At 71.1% G+C, this 16,302-nt stretch carries 13 protein-coding genes and 1 pseudogene; 6 read left to right on the top strand and 8 right to left on the bottom strand.

Features of this window, described 5'->3' with window-relative positions; translation table 11 throughout:
* Positions 1-39: 39 nt before the first annotated feature.
* Positions 40-1,461 (top strand): PspC domain-containing protein, encoded by a 1,422-nt coding sequence (locus LJ657_RS06995; RefSeq protein ID WP_232647462.1) that lies wholly within the window; start codon positions 40-42, stop codon positions 1,459-1,461.
* Positions 1,448-1,693 carry a hypothetical protein gene (locus LJ657_RS06990; protein WP_232647460.1) on the top strand — a complete coding sequence of 82 codons (246 nt, stop codon included), beginning with the start codon at positions 1,448-1,450 and terminating at the stop codon, positions 1,691-1,693. The genes LJ657_RS06995 and LJ657_RS06990 overlap by 14 nt, the downstream gene beginning before the upstream one ends.
* A 383-nt stretch (positions 1,694-2,076) precedes the next feature.
* Here LJ657_RS06990 and LJ657_RS06985 read toward each other — a convergent pair whose 3' ends face one another.
* Positions 2,077-2,607, bottom strand: a complete 531-nt coding sequence (locus tag LJ657_RS06985; protein WP_232647459.1) for a DoxX family protein — start codon at positions 2,605-2,607, stop codon at positions 2,077-2,079.
* Between the two features lie 176 nt (positions 2,608-2,783).
* The gene (locus tag LJ657_RS06980) at positions 2,784-4,073 is read right to left on the bottom strand and encodes a hypothetical protein (RefSeq protein WP_232647458.1); all 1,290 of its coding nucleotides are present in this window, start codon (positions 4,071-4,073) and stop codon (positions 2,784-2,786) included.
* Between the two features lie 186 nt (positions 4,074-4,259).
* Between LJ657_RS06980 and LJ657_RS06975 the strand changes: the two genes are divergently transcribed.
* On the top strand, positions 4,260-5,144 hold the full coding sequence (locus LJ657_RS06975) for a DUF4429 domain-containing protein (protein WP_232647456.1): 885 nt from the start codon (positions 4,260-4,262) through the stop codon (positions 5,142-5,144).
* A gap of 4 nt (positions 5,145-5,148) precedes the next feature.
* On the opposite strand, the gene LJ657_RS06970 is transcribed toward LJ657_RS06975, so the two are convergent.
* Positions 5,149-5,958: a class II aldolase/adducin family protein gene (locus tag LJ657_RS06970; RefSeq protein WP_232647450.1), complete on the bottom strand. Its 810-nt coding sequence runs from the start codon at positions 5,956-5,958 to the stop codon at positions 5,149-5,151.
* A 143-nt stretch (positions 5,959-6,101) separates the two neighbouring features.
* Between LJ657_RS06970 and LJ657_RS06965 the strand changes: the two genes are divergently transcribed.
* Positions 6,102-6,623 (top strand): pyridoxamine 5'-phosphate oxidase family protein, encoded by a 522-nt coding sequence (locus LJ657_RS06965; RefSeq protein WP_232647449.1) that lies wholly within the window; start codon positions 6,102-6,104, stop codon positions 6,621-6,623.
* Between the two features lie 19 nt (positions 6,624-6,642).
* On the opposite strand, the gene guaA is transcribed toward LJ657_RS06965, so the two are convergent.
* Positions 6,643-8,223, bottom strand: a complete 1,581-nt coding sequence (guaA, locus tag LJ657_RS06960) for a glutamine-hydrolyzing GMP synthase (RefSeq protein ID WP_232647448.1) — start codon at positions 8,221-8,223, stop codon at positions 6,643-6,645.
* A gap of 417 nt (positions 8,224-8,640) precedes the next feature.
* On the opposite strand from guaA, the gene LJ657_RS06955 reads away from it, so the two are divergent.
* Positions 8,641-8,943 carry a chorismate mutase gene (locus LJ657_RS06955; RefSeq protein ID WP_232647445.1) on the top strand — a complete coding sequence of 101 codons (303 nt, stop codon included), beginning with the start codon at positions 8,641-8,643 and terminating at the stop codon, positions 8,941-8,943.
* A gap of 567 nt (positions 8,944-9,510) precedes the next feature.
* Here LJ657_RS06955 and LJ657_RS06950 read toward each other — a convergent pair.
* Positions 9,511-10,644: a hypothetical protein gene (locus tag LJ657_RS06950; RefSeq protein ID WP_232647443.1), complete on the bottom strand. Its 1,134-nt coding sequence runs from the start codon at positions 10,642-10,644 to the stop codon at positions 9,511-9,513.
* Between the two features lie 293 nt (positions 10,645-10,937).
* Here LJ657_RS06950 and LJ657_RS06945 point away from each other — a divergent pair, with 293 nt between their 5' ends.
* Positions 10,938-11,915, top strand: coding sequence for an LPXTG cell wall anchor domain-containing protein (locus LJ657_RS06945; protein ID WP_232647441.1), 978 nt, complete (start codon positions 10,938-10,940; stop codon positions 11,913-11,915).
* 71 nt (positions 11,916-11,986) lie between these two features.
* Here the strand turns inward: LJ657_RS06945 and LJ657_RS06940 are convergent, their stop codons facing one another.
* The 3 genes and pseudogenes from LJ657_RS06940 to LJ657_RS06930 form a co-directional block, all read right to left on the bottom strand.
* Positions 11,987-13,765, bottom strand: a complete 1,779-nt coding sequence (locus LJ657_RS06940; RefSeq protein WP_232647439.1) for a GMC family oxidoreductase N-terminal domain-containing protein — start codon at positions 13,763-13,765, stop codon at positions 11,987-11,989.
* A 29-nt stretch (positions 13,766-13,794) separates the two neighbouring features.
* Positions 13,795-15,408, bottom strand: a complete 1,614-nt coding sequence (locus LJ657_RS06935; protein ID WP_232647438.1) for a succinic semialdehyde dehydrogenase — start codon at positions 15,406-15,408, stop codon at positions 13,795-13,797.
* Between the two features lie 136 nt (positions 15,409-15,544).
* Positions 15,545-16,302: pseudogene (locus LJ657_RS06930) on the bottom strand (serine/threonine protein kinase); the annotation flags it as partial.

Genomic DNA, 16,302 nt, shown 5'->3' with positions numbered 1-16,302 from the left:
CGACTCCCGCCGGAGCGGCTCGGCCGTCACCATGGACACATGACAGATCACGAGCGCGCCGCGACGGGTCCGGGGCCCGGCTCCGGCCCGCGCTCCGCTCCGGGCGCCGGGCCGCACGATGCCGCGCCCGCCGCGGATGGCGTGCCGACCGCCGGGGCGGGACCCGGTGCGGATGCGGAGGCCACCGAGGATCCCCGCAGGTTCCGCCGCGACCGGCGGTACAAGGTGCTCGCAGGGGTCTGTGCCGGGCTCGGGCGGCAGTGCGACATGGATCCGGTGATCTTCCGGATCACCCTCGCGGTGCTCTCCGCGGCCGGCGGCATCGGCCTGATCTTCTACGGCTTCGCCTGGCTCCTCATCCCGTACGAGGGCGAGGAGGAGAACGAGGTCCGCAAGCTGCTGACCGGCCGCGTCGACGGCCAGGCGCTGACCGCGGTGATGTTCGCACTGGTCGGCTGCGGGGTGTTTCTGTCGCTGCTGAGGAACGGCGGGGTGCTGGCCTTCGCCGTCGTCCTCTCCCTGCTCCTCGCGGGCGCCGGGTACTGGTCCCGGCAGCGCGGCGCCCCCGACCCCGACCCGCTGGCCGTGCAGGCCGTCGCCGACGCCCCGCCGGAGGCGCAGGCGCCGCCGGTCCCCGCCGCGTACCCCTCCTGGTGGCGCGACCCCATCGTCAAGGACGGCACGCACGTCGGCGGCACCGGCTATCTGTGGGGCCCCCGGGACTCCCGCGACCGGGACATCGCGGCAGCGGTCAACATCAGCCTCGGCACGTCCTGGACCGACCGCGCGGACATCCGCACACCGCGCTCCCCGGCGCCCAGACCGCGCGGCCCGCGCTGGATCGGCGGCTGGGTCTTCCTGCTCGCCCTGCTCGCGGGCGGCCTGGGCACCGGGCTGACCTGGGACGACCACGGGCTCGGCGCCAGCCTGCAGACGGGCCTGTCCTGCGCGCTCCTGGTCCTCGGCCTGGGCATCGCGGTCAGCGCGTTCCTGGGGCGTACGGGAGCCGGGTCGGTCTTCCTCGCCCTCATCACGGCGGCCCTGCTCGCCGGCTCGGCAGCCCTGCCCAAGGACGTCGGCACGCACTGGATACGCACGACCTGGCAGCCGGCCGCGGTGGCGGACGTACAGCAGAAGTACGACGTCGGCAGCGGCGTCGGCACCCTGGACCTGAGCCGGCTGCACCCGGCCGAGGGGCGGACGGTGAGCACGAGGGCCGAGGTCGGCATGGGCCGGCTGAAGGTGATCGTGCCGAAGGACGTGACCGTGAAGCTGAGCATCGACGTGGGGGTGGGCGACATCCAACTGCCGGGCGACAAACCGGGAGACGTGGACGTGGAGCCGGGCAAGCACAAGGAGACAACCCTGTCGCCGGTCTCAGGCGGCAAGAACACCGGCACGCTCGACCTTGGGCTCCAGGTCGGTCTCGGACAGGCGGAGGTGAGCCGTGCTGCGTCATGAGTTCCAGCCGGGGAGGCTGGTCGCCGGCGTCGTCCTCGCCCTGGCGGGCGCCCTCTACGCCGGTGACGCGGGCGGCCTGTGGGAGACGCCGTGGTTCGCGGTGATCCCGGTCGTCACGGGCGGCCTCTGCCTCGCCGGTGTGGTGGGAGGGCTGACCCGGGGCATACGACGGCGCCGGACGGCGATGGCCGGAAAGGCGACAAGCGAGGCGCCACTGGATGCGCCGGGGTAATGCCCCCTGGCCCGGGGCGGGCGCGGGCTGCACGGCGCAAGACCTGCAGCCGGCTCCGGGGCAGCGCGGCTCCACACCGAAAAGGTGCCCCTGGCTCCGGGGCAGCGCGGCTCCACACCGAAAAGGTGCCCCTGGCTCCGGGGCGGGCAGCACGCGAGGAACGCGCCCCCGATTCCGGCGCGCCGCGGCGGACGCCAGCCCTCTTCGTGCCCGCCCACGCCGTTTCAGCCCGGCCGCATCATCTCAGCTTGTCCGGCGTTTGAGGACGAGGCCGTTCAGGCCGAAGCGGGGGGCTGGGGGCGCAGCCCCCAGGACTCGAGAGGTGAGGTGGGCTCACGTCGTGAGAGGGCGCTCCGCTGCCGGTCGCCCCCGCCGACCAGGAGCTACCGGTAGCCTCCCGCCCGCTGCCTTCGGCGGGCGCGGAGTGCGGCGTCCAGGGAGAACGTGGCGGCGCCCGCGAGGACCAGGGGGAGCCAGGCCATGAGGTAGGCGAGGTCGTTGCCGTAGTAGTACGGGTCGGATTGCCAGCTGACGGTCAGCCACAGGCTGAGGGAGATCAGTGCGCCGCCGAGCGCGGCCAGGCGTGCGAACAGACCGATCAGGGTGCCGATGCCGACCGCCAGTTCACCCAGGGCGATGGCGTAGCCGAAGCCCACGGGGTTCTTCAGGGCCATGTCGACCATGGCCGGGATGGCTGAGGAGTCGCGGATGTTGCGCATCATCTCGCCGATGGAGCCGGAGCCGGAGCTCTTCATGAACGCGCCGTTGGTGAGCTTGTCCAGCCCGGCGTAGATGAAGGTGACGCCCAGGAAGACTCGGAGCGGAAGGAGGGCGTAACGGGTGGCGGAATCACGCCAGCTCCGGTCGCCTTCGAGGTACGGGGTGTGCGTGTCGGTGCGCATGCCGTGAGTCATCGATGTCGCCTCTCGCCCGCTGGGCCGGGACCCCTCCCAAGACGATACGTAGTTCAAGGACGGTGCGCTCAATGCGTTCGTGCCGATTTCAGAGCAGGGTGCGGTGAACAGGGAGGGGTTGTCCCGGGATGTCTCATTACAGTCCGTCAGGATCGACTCAGTCCGTCAGGATCGATTCAGTCCGTCACATCAATCGCGTACCTATTCGTCTCTACCCCCGCGGCCGTCACTACTTGCACCTCGACTCTCCCGGGTTCCACTTCCGCCGGCACGGGCACGGTCAGTGCCGCGTCGGTCGGGTTGCTGAAGCCGCCGGCCACCGGGACAAGGGGCACATGGACGTTCACCGTGCCGATGCGGACCACCATCCGCGTCAGACGGTCGGCGCCCTGTGCCCCCGGGGGGACGAAGCCCGCCCCGCGGATCTCGATGTCGTCGCCCGTGCGGATGGGAGCGTCGAGGTCGCCGGCCTCCCGGGCGCGCACCACGGAGAGGATCACCGGGCGGCCGCCCTCCGCGTACTTGCCGGCCACATAGGTCGCCGCCGACACCAGTACCACCACCGCCAGGCCCCACGGCAGGTCCGGCAGCTGGTCCGGGCGGCGGGCCAGCCGTACCGCGGCGAACAGGACGGCGACGGTGCTGATCACGACGTACTGGATGTCGGCGAAGGTGCCCCGCCCCGAGTCGTCGGTCAGCAGGTCGGCCGCCCGGGGCCGGTCCGCCCGTACCTTCTGCAGCCGCTGGCCGAGGACCCGCAGCCCGACCACGCGCCGCACCAGCACCGCGATGCCGCACACCACGGCGAGGACGGTGACGACACCGGCGCCGCGGGCGAGTTCCAGACCGGAGATCACGGCGTCGCGCTCCGCGTGGTCGGAGGCCGCGGCGAGGCGGCCGGCCAGCAGCAGCACCGCGTAGGCGACGAACAGCACCCAGGCCGCCGCCACCGTGCGGGACGTGGACAGGCGGTTGTCCTCACCGACGACGGGAGCCAGCACACCACCCCGCGCGCGGTGGAACCAGGACGCGGCGCTCAGCACACCGCCCACGATCACCGCTGCCAGCAGACCCGCCGTGCGTGCCGTTGTCCAGCCCGCGCCGATGGCCGTGAGCGACTGCACCAGCAGCAACAGCACCACCAGCGCCCACGACGCACACACCGTCCGCCGCCACAGCCGGGCCAGCCAGGCCTCGCCCTCGGCGCGGCCGCGTTCGGCGACGAGTTCCGCGGACTGGGTGAGCTCCTCCGAGACCCACTGGCGGGAGGCGGAGGCCGAGTGCGCCACCGCGGCGGGCAGCCCCTGTCCGGCCGCGAAACCGTCGCGCATCACCAGGAATTCGGCGACCGCGCGCCGGTGTCCCTCGCGCGCCCCGTGCGGGCAGTCCCCGCAGGTGCAGCCGCCGCCGTGCGCACCTCTGCGGGCGCCCGCGTCCGCGCCGCCTCTCGCCTCCTGCACCGCCACGCCCGCCGCCCGCCTTCCCCGCAACGCCTACGGCCGGCGGCCCTGTCCAGCAGTCGGCCGCCGCCCTGCAACTCCCGTGTGATGACAGCGAATTGTGCCCTACCCCACCCCACCCCTGCCCGGCAGGTCTGGTCAGCACGGGGTGAAATGGGGCCATCGTGTTGACCTGGCTGCGAGAATTTCTCCATGGCCGAGATCATCCAGCGGGACGGGACCTGGGCCTTCGACGGCACCACGGTCAGGATCACGCCGGGTCTCCACCGCTCCGTGCCGCTGTTCCGGCAGACGTACGGGGAGGTCGCGGTGCCCCTCGAAGCCGTCGCGGGCGTGGTCTTCGAACCGGAACGCAAGCGCGGGCGGCTGCGGATACGGCTGCGCGAGGGCGCCGACCCGCTGCTCCAGGCGACCGGTGGGCGGCTACCGGATCCGGCCGACCCGTACCGGCTGGTGGTGGACGTGGACCGGGCCGGGGTCGCCGAGTACGTCGCCGAGGAGATCCGCCGGGCCCTGCTCCTCGACCAGATCCCCAAGGAGCCGACCAAGGCGTATCTGCTGCCGGGGCCGCCGGTTCCGGTCTCCGTCCGCTCATCCGACGGCACCGTCTCCTTCGACGGCACCCAGGTGCGCATCGACTGGGCCGACACCTCCGACCGGGTCAAACGGGCGACCGGGCCGCGGATCATCGCTGTCGGCGACCTGGTGCAGGTGGAGTGGCTGCCCAACTCCGGTTACGAGGAGGGCTTCCTGCGTTTCGTGACCCGCGAGACGGTGTTCTCCAAGCTTCCGCCGGAGAAGGACCCGTACGCCCTGGACCTGTGGGGCAGCGCCCGCCGCGACCTGCTCACCGCGCTCGTCGCCACCGCGATCACCGCGCGCCTGCCGCATCCGTCCACCCGCAACGGCTCGGATCACGCGGAGAGACCGCAGCCGACGGCAGCCGTGCCGCCCGCGGCCGACCACCACGACGTACTCCTGCGGCGGCTGCGGGAGTTGGGCGAGCTGCACCGGGACGGGGTGCTCACGGACGAGGAGTTCGCGATGACGAAGGCAGCGGTGCTACGGGGCTTCTGAACCCCTAGGACAGCAGATCCGGTTCGCTGCGGCTGATGTCCTGCCACAGCGGCTGGTAGTTGATCCATGCCACCAGGTCGCCGCCGAGCTGCTCGCGGGTCGCCGCGGCCAGTCGGTGGTCGATGAGGAGGGGGCGCCCGGCGGCCTTGGCGGTCAGCTGCACCTGGGCGGATCGTTCCATGGAGACGAACCACCAGGCCGCCGCGTCCACCGAGTCGCCGACCGTCAGCAGTCCGTGGTTGCGCAGCACGAGCGCCTTGCGGGAGCCGAGCGCGGTGGCGATACGGCGGCCCTCCTCGGCGTCGACGGCGACACCGGTGTAGGCGTCGTAGAGGGCGTGGTCCTCGTAGAAGGCGCAGCTCTCCTGGGTGATGGGGTCCAGGAGGTCGCCGAGCGCGGACAGGGCCCTGCCGTGCACCGAGTGGCAGTGGGCGACGGCCACCACGTCCGGACGGGCCGCGTGGACCTGGGCGTGGACGGTGAAGGCGGCCTGGTTGATGTGGTAGCGGCCCTCGATGACCTGGCCGTCGGAGTTGGCGAGCACCAGGTCGCTCACAGTGACGTGCTTGAAGGGCATCCCGAACGGGTTGACCCAGAAGCAGTCGGAGTACTCGGGGTCGCGCGCCGTGATGTGCCCCGACACGCCGTCCTCGAAGCCCAGCCGCCCGAAGATCCGCAGCGCGCCCGCGAGCCGCTCCTTGCGGTGCCGGCGCTCGTCGTCGACCGAGTCGTGCATCGGCGGCATCGCGAACCGCAGCCGGTCGCTCGGCAGGGCGGTCGGCGGGGTGGGCCCGGCCTCGGGGGTCCCGTGCATGTGTCCTCCAGCACTGGGTTGCTCTACGGGGCGGAAGTTACCGTCGGTCAGCCCAGGAGAACAGAGATGTTCTGTAAAGATGACGCGCGCAACCCAGCCGATACCCGACAGAGGATGTCGGGTATCGGGGCCACACTCGCCGTATGACAGCGAATACGGCAGCGAATACGGCAGCCAATGCGGCAGCGCGTACGGCAGCGAACTGGGCGGCGTTCGTCGGCGCCGAACCCGACCTGGCCAAGACCGTGGAAGAACGCTTCGGCGCCTTCACCCACCACGTTCTCGCCACCCTCCGCAAGGACGGCTCCCCGCGCACCACCGGCCTCGAGGTCCGTTTTCTCGGCGGTGAGCTGTGGCTCGGCATGATGCCGGGCTCGCTCAAGGCCCTCGACCTGAACCGCGACCCGCGCTTCGCGCTCCAGGCGAATCCGGGGCCGGGTACCGAAATGGGCGGCGGCGACGTGCGGATCAGCGGGCGGGCGATCGGCGTCGAGGACGGGGAGGCGAAGGCGGCGTACAGCAAAGAGGTGGAACCGCCGGAGCCGTTCCACCTCTTCCGTACCGAGCTGACCGAGGTCGTGAGGACCTATGTGGAGGACGACAAGTACCTCGTCGTCCAGGTCTGGAAGCCCGGTGAACCCCTGCGCACGATCAAGCGCACCTGAGCCCCTCCAGCGCGGGGGTCTACTCCCACTCGATGGTGCCCGGCGGCTTCGACGTCACGTCGAGGACGACTCGGTTGACGTCCGCGACCTCGTTCGTGATGCGCGTCGAGATCTTGGCGAGGACGTCGTACGGCAGGCGCGACCAGTCGGCGGTCATGGCGTCCTCGGAGGAGACCGGGCGCAGGACGATCGGGTGGCCGTAGGTGCGGCCGTCGCCCTGGACGCCGACCGAGCGGACGTCCGCGAGCAGGACCACCGGGCACTGCCAGATGTCGCGGTCGAGGCCGGCCGCGGTCAGTTCCTCGCGGGCGATGGCGTCGGCCTCGCGGAGGAGGTCGAGACGCTCCTTGGTGACCTCACCGACGATACGGATGCCGAGGCCCGGGCCGGGGAAGGGCTGGCGCTGGACGATCTCGTCCGGCAGGCCCAGCTCCTGGCCGACCATCCGGACCTCGTCCTTGAACAGCTTGCGCAGCGGCTCGATCAGCTGGAACTCGAGGTCCTCGGGGAGGCCGCCGACGTTGTGGTGGGACTTGATGTTGGCGGTGCCGGTGCCGCCGCCGGACTCGACCACGTCCGGGTAGAGCGTGCCCTGGACCAGGAACTCCACCGCCGGGCCCGCGTCCGCGATGATCTCCGCCTGCGCCTGCTCGAAGACCCGGATGAACTCGCGGCCGATGATCTTCCGCTTCTCCTCCGGGTCGGAGACGCCCTTGAGAGCGGTCAGGAACCGCTCCTCGGCGTCCACGACCTTCAGCTGGACGCCGGTCGCGGCCACGAAGTCCTTCTCGACCTGCTCGGTCTCGCCCTTGCGCATCAGGCCGTGGTCGACGTACACGCAGGTCAGCTGGGAGCCGATGGCCTTCTGCACGAGGGCCGCGGCCACGGCGGAGTCGACGCCGCCGGACAGACCGCAGATGGCGCGCCGGTCGCCGACCTGCTCGCGGATCGCGGCGACCTGCTCCTCGATGACGTTCCCGGTGGTCCAGGAGGGGGTCAGGCCCGCGCCCCGGTACAGGAAGTGCTCCAGCACCTGCTGGCCATGCGTCGAGTGCATGACCTCCGGGTGGTACTGGACGCCGTACAGCTTCTTCTCGTCGTTCTCGAAGGCGGCGACCGGGACGACGTCCGTGGAGGCCGTGACGGAGAAGCCCTCGGGGGCGGCCGAGCAGGCGTCGCCGTGCGACATCCACACCGACTGCTCGTCCGGAGTGCCCTCGAAGAGGGTGGAGCCGGCCTTGGACACGTGCAGAGGGGTACGGCCGTACTCGCGGGCGCCGGTGTTGTCGACCGTGCCACCGAGGGTCGTGGCCATCAGCTGGAAGCCGTAGCACATGCCGAAGACGGGCACGCCGGCCTCGAAGATCTCGCGGTCGAGGCGCGGGGCGCCCTCCGCGTAGACCGACGAGGGGCCGCCGGACAGGATGATCGCCGCGGGGTTCTTGGCGAGCATCTGAGCGACCGGCATGGTGCTCGGCACGATCTCGCTGTAGACCCGGGCCTCGCGGACGCGACGGGCGATGAGCTGGGCGTACTGCGCGCCGAAGTCGACGACCAGGACGGTGTCGGGGGCGGCGGCAGCGGGGGTCGCTGATGACACGGGGTGCCTTCCGGCGGTTGGGCGGGGTCTTTGGTTGCCGAGTCTACCGGGGTGGCCGTGAGGTGACCTCGCCGTCTGCCGGGGGCTGCCGCCCCCAGACCCCGCTTCGGCCTGAACGGCCTCGTCCTCAAACGCCGGACGGGCTGAAAGACCAAGTCCCGGCGGCCTCCCGGTCTCACGATGCGAACCAGGTTGGACCACATCCCCGGGCGGGGCATACTGGCCCCATGCTCACGCACCCGACCTTCCTCTTTACCTATGGCAACCGGCCCGCCGGCTGCCATGGTCGTGCTGCTTGAGCTACTGACAAGCGACTTCCCAGGCGCCCCGGGCCGACAAGGCCCGGGGCGCCTGTCGTTTTCCGGGTCCTGCCGCTCCGGGGCACCGCATCCCACCCACCCGACGAGGAGCCCCGACATGACCGCCACCGCAGCCGAGAAGAACGTCACCGAGAAGACCGGCGCCCGTACCACCGAGGCCGCCGGCGTGATCACCGGCGCACGTGAGCGCATCGACGCGCTCGACGACCGGATCATCGGCCTGATCCAGGAGCGGATGGCCGTCTCCGCCGTCATCCAGGAGGCCCGCATCGCCTCCGGCGGGCGCCGCGTGAACCTGTCCCGCGAGATGGAGGTCCTCGGCCACTACAGCGAGGCCCTCGGCAAGCCCGGCACGTCCCTCGCCATGACGCTGCTCGAACTGTGCCGCGGTCGCATCTGAGTTCGGAGTCCCTTTAACCCGTACGGCGCGTGACCGCCCGGCGAACCCCTTCGTTGGTGGTGGTGTCCGTGCCAGCCAGGGGCGGGCCCGAAAGAACCACGCGTGGCTTGCTGGAGTGATGAGACGTACGGGTCGTGCCGAACGTCGTGGGACCTCACTCCAGGGTTGTGGCCGGACGGCAGGGGACAGCAGCCCGGTCACCCAAGAGAACGGTCGGCCCCGGGGACGCCCGGGGCCGACCGGCGGAAAATGCAAAAATGCACAACCCTGGGTCAAACGGTTGCGTACGCCCCGTCCATCCAGCACGATGCGTAGAAAGCCCCCAAGTCCCCCCGCAGACAACTGCATTGCTTGCACTTGCGTACCGTCAGAGGTCGAGACCATCCGCGCGCCCCGTATGCGCCGGGGCGGCGACCCAGGGCACACAGGACAAGCGGCGCAACCCCCCGGCGCCGCTCCCCAGGCACCGGCGCTGCCCTGACGTCGGTGCTGACGGAGAAGGGCCCCGCGGCCAAGCCCGCGGGGCCCTTCGCATGTCCGTGCACCGGTCGGACCTCCGTGCACCGGTCAGACCCTGGAAACCGTCCCGCAGTCCCGCGGGCTGTCCTCGTCGATGCCCTTGCTGCGGTCGTACGGGTCCGTCGTCGGGCCCGTGGGAGGGGCGCCGGTGGCGGTGTCCGAGGTGAACCCGGGGTGCAGGTAACCGTCGTACACCTCACAGGCGGAGTTGCCGATGTCGCGGTCGTAGCGGCGGATGGTGATCTTGCCGGGGGTGACCTTGTAGCGGGCCGGGTCGGACATCTGGATGTCGAGGACGCGGCGCACGATGGTGCGGGTGACCTCCTTCGAGCCGCCGGTGCGGACGACCGGGTAGACGAAGGTGTAGTCGGCGTGCACGGCGACGGAGGACTGCTCGCCGGCTTTGAAGGTGATGCGGCCGCGGGTCTTGATCACATCGCCGACGAGCTTGATCTGCGCCGGGTCGAAGCGGCTGAACATGGACAGCGGGTCGTGCTTCTCGTCCGGCTTGGCCAAGGACGTGTCGAGGCGCGTGAGGAGGTCCGTCTGACGCGGCTCGATCACGCCCAGCGCGGCGGCGGGGCGTTCGCCGCGCAGGGTGGCCGAGTTGAGGTTCGCGTCGACCAGGAGGGTTCTGGTCTGCTGCAGGGCCTGCTCGACCTGGGCCTTGGAGAGCGTGCCGACGACTGTCGCCTTCGGCAGCACGATGCCCGCCGCGCCGTCGGCCCAGCGCTCGGCCGGGGAGCCGGCGAACGGCCGGGCGAGGGAGGGGACTTCGGAGTCGGCAGGGGAGGGCGGGGCGGTGGGGGCCGCGGTCTCCGCCGGGAGGGGGGAGGCCGAGCGGCCCACGTGGTCCTTCGTGCCGAAGGGGTCGCCGGGGATGACCGACGGTTTCACGGCCACGACGGCCACGGCGACGGCGAGGAGGACCCCGAGCACCGGCCAGATGCGGCGGCGCCGCTCGGGCCGGGGCGGACCGGCGCGCCAGCTCTCCGGCCGCTCGCCGAGCGCGTCCTGCTGCCGCAGTCGCTCGGTGACCATCCGGGCGCGGGCGGAGGGCTCCTTGGGCGCGGAGCCGAGCTCCGCCTCGGTGTCCTTGAGGAACTTGTCCCACACGTCGTCGGGTATGGAGGGCTCCTCGCCGGAACCGGATCTCCCCTCTTCGGACGGTCTGTCGGCCACGACGCGGACGCCTTTCTGTCAGGGCTCTTCGGGGCTCATCGAGGTACTGGTCGGGCGGCTGTCATGTGCATCGCCTGTCGAGCAGCAGAGCGTACGGGACCCGGGACGCGTAGAGAATCCGGGCTGCGTGGACTGCCGCTCGTCGCGAGTGAGTGACGTAGGCCACATAAGAATTGTGTGAAGGCCTGCACAACCATTCACAGGCTTCACGGATCCAACCCGGCGAACCAAGGGCCACAGCCGCGCCCCACACGCGGAGCCCTCCCATTGGACTGGACTCCCATGAGGTTTTCATGAAGCTTCGTCGTGCCATGGGCGCGGCGGCCGCGACCGCGGTCATCGCTCCCCTCGCGCTGCTGTCCGCGCCCGCCGCATTCGCGGACGAGACGCCGACCGCGAGCGTCACCGAGACCGTCTCCGAGACGCCCACCGAGACGCCGAGCGGCACGGCCTCGGCGACGCCGACGGACTCCGGCCTGCCCACCGAAACGGCCACCCCGAGCGCCCCGGCCTCCAGTTCGGCGCCGACCGCGAGCGAGTCGGGCAAGCCCACCCCCTCCACCTCGGCCGAGCCGAGCGAGGACCCGTCGCCCTCCGGCGGCCCGGTCGACCAGTGCAAGGACTCCAAGGTCGACGTCAGCATCACCGGCCTGCCCGGCAAGATCGCGGCGGGCAGCGGCTGGCACAAGTTCTCGCTGAACGTCCTCAACAACTCCGACTCCACGCTGAACGACCTCGACTTCTTCGCGGGGGCCTCCCCCGACAAGAACGGCGAGGACCTGTTCAAGAGCAAGCAGGTCCGGCTCCAGGCGTGGAACCCGCAGGACAAGGTCTGGGAGAACCTCGACGAGGGCGGTTACGCGGTCGGTTACGTCGGCTACGCCGCCGCGCTGAAGCCCGACTACGAGATCGACATCCCGCTCCGTGTCAACGTCACCTCGTCCGCCCCGGTGGGGGCCGGCTTCTCGCTCGGCGCGACGATCTACGGCGACAGCGACAGCGAGTGCACCGGCTACGGCGACGTCGCCTACAAGTTCCAGATCGTGTCCGGCGGCACGGACACGTCCGGCACCAAGCCGCAGGAAGGCGGCGAGGCTCCGGTCACGGACAAGAAGCCGTCCAGCACCACGCCGGAGGTCACCGGCAGCCTCGCCGCGACCGGCGCCGGCTCCGCCCTGCCGATGATCGGCCTCGTCGGCGGTGTCGCCGTCGTCGCCGGTGCCGGTGCGGTGTTCGCGGTGCGTCGCCGTCGGGCCGGCGCGAGCGCGTAACCACAGCTCACCGCAAGGAAGAAGGACCCGCACTCGGAGGGGGGTGCGGGTCCTTCGCTGTGTCTGGGCGGCTACTTCTTCGGCGGCACCGCAGGCATTCCCAGGAACGGCAGCCGCAGGGCGCCGAAAGCGTCCGCCGGGACCGCGGGAGCGTTCGGTTCCACCGGCTTCAGGCGTTCGTACACCGCGCCCTGTGCCGGACGGGGGTCCTCCTCGCCCTTGTTGGGCCAGTACGACATCGCACGCTCTGCCTGGGCGGTGATGGTGAGGGAGGGGTTCACGCCCAGGTTGGCCGAGACCGCCGCGCCGTCCACCACCGAGATCCCGGGGTGACCGTAGAGACGGTGGTACGGGTCGATCACGCCGGTCTCGCGCGAGCTGCCGATCGGGCAGCCGCCGAGGAAGTGGGCGGTGAGAGGGGTGCCCATGAGTTCGCCGACGTTCGAGCCCGCGAAGCCGTTGATCCCGGCGGCGATGGCGGAGGCGCTCTCCGAAGCGGCCCTGATCTGCTTGGGGTTGGGGGCGCCGTGGCCCTGGCGGGCGGTGAGCAGGCCCTTCCCGACGCCGTCCGGTTTCAGGTACGTCGTCAGGGAGTTGTCCAGCGACTGCATCACCAGGCCGATGATGGTCTTCTCCGACCAGCGGCGGTTGGAGAGGGAGCGCAGCACGAGCAGCGGGTGGCGGGCCGCGTTCGCGAGCCAGCCCATGACCCTCGACGAGCCTTCCGCGTACGGCACCTGCAGGATGGACAGGCTGCCCATCGAGTTGGAGCCCTTGCCGTAGCGGACCGGCTCGATGTGGGTGTTCTCGTCCGGGTGGATGGACGAGGTGATGGCGACTCCCTTGGTGAAGTCGACCTTCGGCTCGCCGGTCGCCTTGCGGTAGCGGCGGTCGTCCGTCTGCGCGCCTACCAGGGCCTCGGAGTTCGTACGGGTGAGCTCACCCAACTTGTCCGAGATATAAGGGAGTTGACCGCCCGCCTTCATGCGGTGCAGCAGGGTCTGGGTGCCGTACGTGCCGGCGGCCAGGACCACCCGGCGGGCCTTGAAGGTGCGGCCCTTGGACTTCGTCTTCTCGTCGGTCGGGAGGGTGGCGACGGCGTACCCGCCCTGCGAGTCGTCCGTGATCGACACGACCGTCGTCATCGGCTGCACGACCGCGCCCGCCTTCTCGGCGAGGTACAGGTAGTTCTCGTTGAGGGTGTTCTTCGCGCCGTGGCGGCAGCCGGTCATGCACTCGCCGCACTCGGTGCACGCCTTGCGGGCCGGGCCCGCGCCGCCGAAGTAGGGGTCGTCGACCTGCCCGCCGGGCGCCGCCTTCGACTCCCCCTCCGCGTCCTTTCCGTCGCCGAAGAACACGCCGACCGGTGCCATGTGGAAGGTGTCGCCGACGCCCATCCGCTCGGCCGCGGCCTTCAGATGGACGTCGGACGGGGTCATCGTCGGGTTCAGCCGTACGCCGAGCATGCGCTTGGCCTGGTCGTAGTACGGCTTCAGCTCCTCCTGCCAGTCCGTGATGTCACGCCACTGGGGGTCGTCGAAGAACGGCTTCGGGGGTACGTAGAGGGTGTTGGCGTAGTTGAGGGAGCCGCCGCCGACGCCCGCTCCGGCCAGGACCATGACGTTGCCCAGCAGGTGGATGCGCTGGATGCCGTACATGTGGAGCCGCGGGGCCCACAGGTAGTTCTTGAGGTCCCAGGAGTTCTTGGGCAGGCTTTCGCGGGTGAAGCGGCGGCCGGCCTCCAGGACACCTACGCGGTAGCCCTTCTCGGTGAGGCGAAGGGCGGTGACGGAACCGCCGAAGCCGGAGCCGACGACGATGACGTCGTAGTCGTAGGTGTCCTGGGGCACGTGCTCTCCTCGTTGAGAACGGATGCGATCTAGCGGAACCGGAAGGCCTTCATCAGCCGGAGGCTCCTGCTCATGAACTGCGCGTACTTCTCGTCGTCCATGCCCAGCGAGGGAGCCATCGGGAGGAGCCGCTGCTGGGCGACCGTCTGGGCCTCGGTGTACTTGAGGATGCCCTCGGAGCCGTGGCGGCGGCCGAGTCCGGAGTCCTTCATGCCGCCCATGGGGGACTGGACGCTGCCGTAGGCGGGGGCGTAGCCCTCGTTGACGTTCACCGTGCCCGTGCGGAGGCGGGAGGCGACCTCGCGGCCACGGCTGCCGTTCTTCGTCCAGACCGAGGAGTTCAGGCCGTACGACGTGGAGTTGGCGTGCTCGATCGCCTCGTCGTCCGTCTTGAAGCGGTAGATGGAGACGACCGGGCCGAAGGTCTCCTCGGTGCAGACCGACATGGGCTCGGTCACGCCGTCGAGGATGGTCGGCTCGAAGAAGTACGGGCCGATGTCCGGGCGGGCCACGCCGCCGGCGACGACCTTCGCTCCCTTCGCCACGGCCTCCTCGACGTGGCGGGTGACCGTCTCCAGCTGGCGTTCGCCGACCAGGGAGCCCATGTCGGCGCCGTACGCGAGGGACTTGCCGAGGCGCATGGCCTTGGTGCGGGTGGCGAAGCGCTCCAGGAAGGCGTCGGCGATCGACTCGTGGACGTACAACCGCTCGATGGAGATGCAGAGTTGGCCCGCGGAGGAGAAGCAGGCGCGGACCGCGCCCGCGGCCGCCTTCTCGATGTCGGCGTCCTGAAGGACCAGCATGGCGTTCTTGCCGCCGAGTTCGAGGGAGACGCCGACCAGGCGGGCGGCGGCACCCTGGGCGACCTCGCGGCCGGTGCGGGTGGAGCCGGTGAAGGAGACGTAGTCGGCGTGCCGGACCACTTCCGGGCCGACGACCGGGCCGTCGCCGAGGACGACCTGGAAGACGTCGGCCGGGAGGCCTGCCTCGATGAGCAGGTCGCGGGCCCACAGGGCGGTCAGGCAGGTCTCGGTGTCCGGCTTCATGACGACCGCGTTGCCCGCCACGAACGCCGGGAGCGCGTCGCCGACCGAGAGTTCCAGGGGGTAGTTCCAGGGAGCGATCTGGCCGACCACACCGCGCGGGTGACGGAGTTCGGTGACCTTCGTCAGGGTCGGCATGGCGCCCGCGTGGCGCTTCGGCTTCAGGTAGGCGGCGGCCCTGCGGCCGTAGTGGCGGCTCGCGACCGCGACGGCCTGGACCTCCTCGTGGGCGTGCAGCCGGGCCTTGCCGGTCTCCAGCTGGATCAGGTCGAGGACCTCGGCCTGGCGGGCGAGGATCAGGTCGTGGAAGCGGAGCAGGACGGCCGCGCGCTGCCGGACCGGCGTCTGCGCCCAGACCGCCTGCGCCGCACGGGCCGACTCGTAGGCCTTGGCGACGTCCTCGGGCGTCGACTCGGGCAGGTCGGCCAGCTTCTCGCCGGTGAACGGCGTGTGGTTGGCGGTGCGTCCGGAGCCGACCACGCCCCTGGTGAGCTGGGCGATCAGCTCGGGGGTGACCACGTCGGCGGCGGTACGGGCGCCTCCGGGGGCGGGGGCGAGGGGGTTCGTGCCGGTCTTGGCCTCGGCATGCGCTTCCGTCATGAGGCGCAGGGTATGACGGCGCGGGGCCTTTGGGTACCCGTCGGTAACGCGGCTTCACGGAGTACACACACGCCGCCAGTGCTCACTGGCAAGGTTTGCGCTGATCAGGCGTTGCACGAGGCCGGCGGGGAGCGGTTCAGCTTTTTCCGATCACAAGGCGGTCACGTGCGCCCTTGAAGAGCGCGGTGCCCTTCTTCTCGGCCGGAGTCCCCTTGGGCATGTCCACGCGCAGTTCGTACATGCGCCCGTCGTCGGTGCGGATCATCAGCTGCATCACCCGGGCCGGGCTGCCGCCCAGGCCGTAGGAGGTGTCCGCCTGGACGGCCTCGTAGCCGTGGAAGGTGGTGCGGGTGTACTGGGTGCGGGCGTCCCCGTTGTAGCTGTTCCAGACGGCGTGCGCGTGCTGCGCCTGGGCCATCGGGGAGCCGGGGGCCTTGTCCCACTGGGTGAGGCGGATGCTGACCTTGCTGTCGGGTGCGTCGTACTCCACGAGGCGGGGCGGCCTCGCGGCGCCGCCCTCCCTGGCGGACTCCCGGTACCGGCTGGGCAGGGAGAGTACGGCGTTCATGCCTTTCTCGCGGTGCGCGGTCCAGGCGGTGGTGGCACCGGGGCTCGCGACGCGCGCCGGGGTCTCGGTGAGGGTGGCGGTGCGCTCGGCGGCGCCTCCCTGGCCGGAGCCGGCGAAGTAGGACGTGCCGAGCCAGGTGCCGCCGACGAGGACGGCGGCGAGCGCGGCGAGGGCGACGGGGCGGCGCAGGAGGGCACGCTTCGGGGCGGGGTCCGAGTGGGGGACACTCGCGGTCGCGGGTTCGGGAGCGGGCTCGGGGGCGGGTTCGGCGGCGGGCGCGGGGGCGGACGGCTCGGGCTCGGGGACACTCGCGGGGGCGGGTTCGG

Origin of the sequence: Streptomyces guryensis (genome assembly GCF_021261325.1) — a bacterium.
Classification (GTDB): domain Bacteria; phylum Actinomycetota; class Actinomycetes; order Streptomycetales; family Streptomycetaceae; genus Streptomyces; species Streptomyces guryensis.
The sequence above is the reverse complement of the archived record's forward strand: the minus strand, read 5'-3'. Positions and strand labels throughout refer to the sequence as shown.

What these genes read in the sequence shown, in the direction of transcription:
- LJ657_RS06965 (WP_232647449.1), top strand. Translation starts at nt 6,102, where the DNA reads ATGACAGCGAATACGGCAGCGAATACGGCAGCCAATGCGGCAGCGCGT.
- LJ657_RS06985 (WP_232647459.1), bottom strand. Translation starts at nt 2,607, where the DNA reads ATGACTCACGGCATGCGCACCGACACGCACACCCCGTACCTCGAAGGC.
- LJ657_RS06955 (WP_232647445.1), top strand. Translation starts at nt 8,641, where the DNA reads ATGACCGCCACCGCAGCCGAGAAGAACGTCACCGAGAAGACCGGCGCC.
- LJ657_RS06995 (WP_232647462.1), top strand. Translation starts at nt 40, where the DNA reads ATGACAGATCACGAGCGCGCCGCGACGGGTCCGGGGCCCGGCTCCGGC.
- LJ657_RS06935 (WP_232647438.1), bottom strand. Translation starts at nt 15,408, where the DNA reads ATGACGGAAGCGCATGCCGAGGCCAAGACCGGCACGAACCCCCTCGCC.
- LJ657_RS06970 (WP_232647450.1), bottom strand. Translation starts at nt 5,958, where the DNA reads ATGCACGGGACCCCCGAGGCCGGGCCCACCCCGCCGACCGCCCTGCCG.
- LJ657_RS06945 (WP_232647441.1), top strand. Translation starts at nt 10,938, where the DNA reads ATGAAGCTTCGTCGTGCCATGGGCGCGGCGGCCGCGACCGCGGTCATC.
- LJ657_RS06975 (WP_232647456.1), top strand. Translation starts at nt 4,260, where the DNA reads ATGGCCGAGATCATCCAGCGGGACGGGACCTGGGCCTTCGACGGCACC.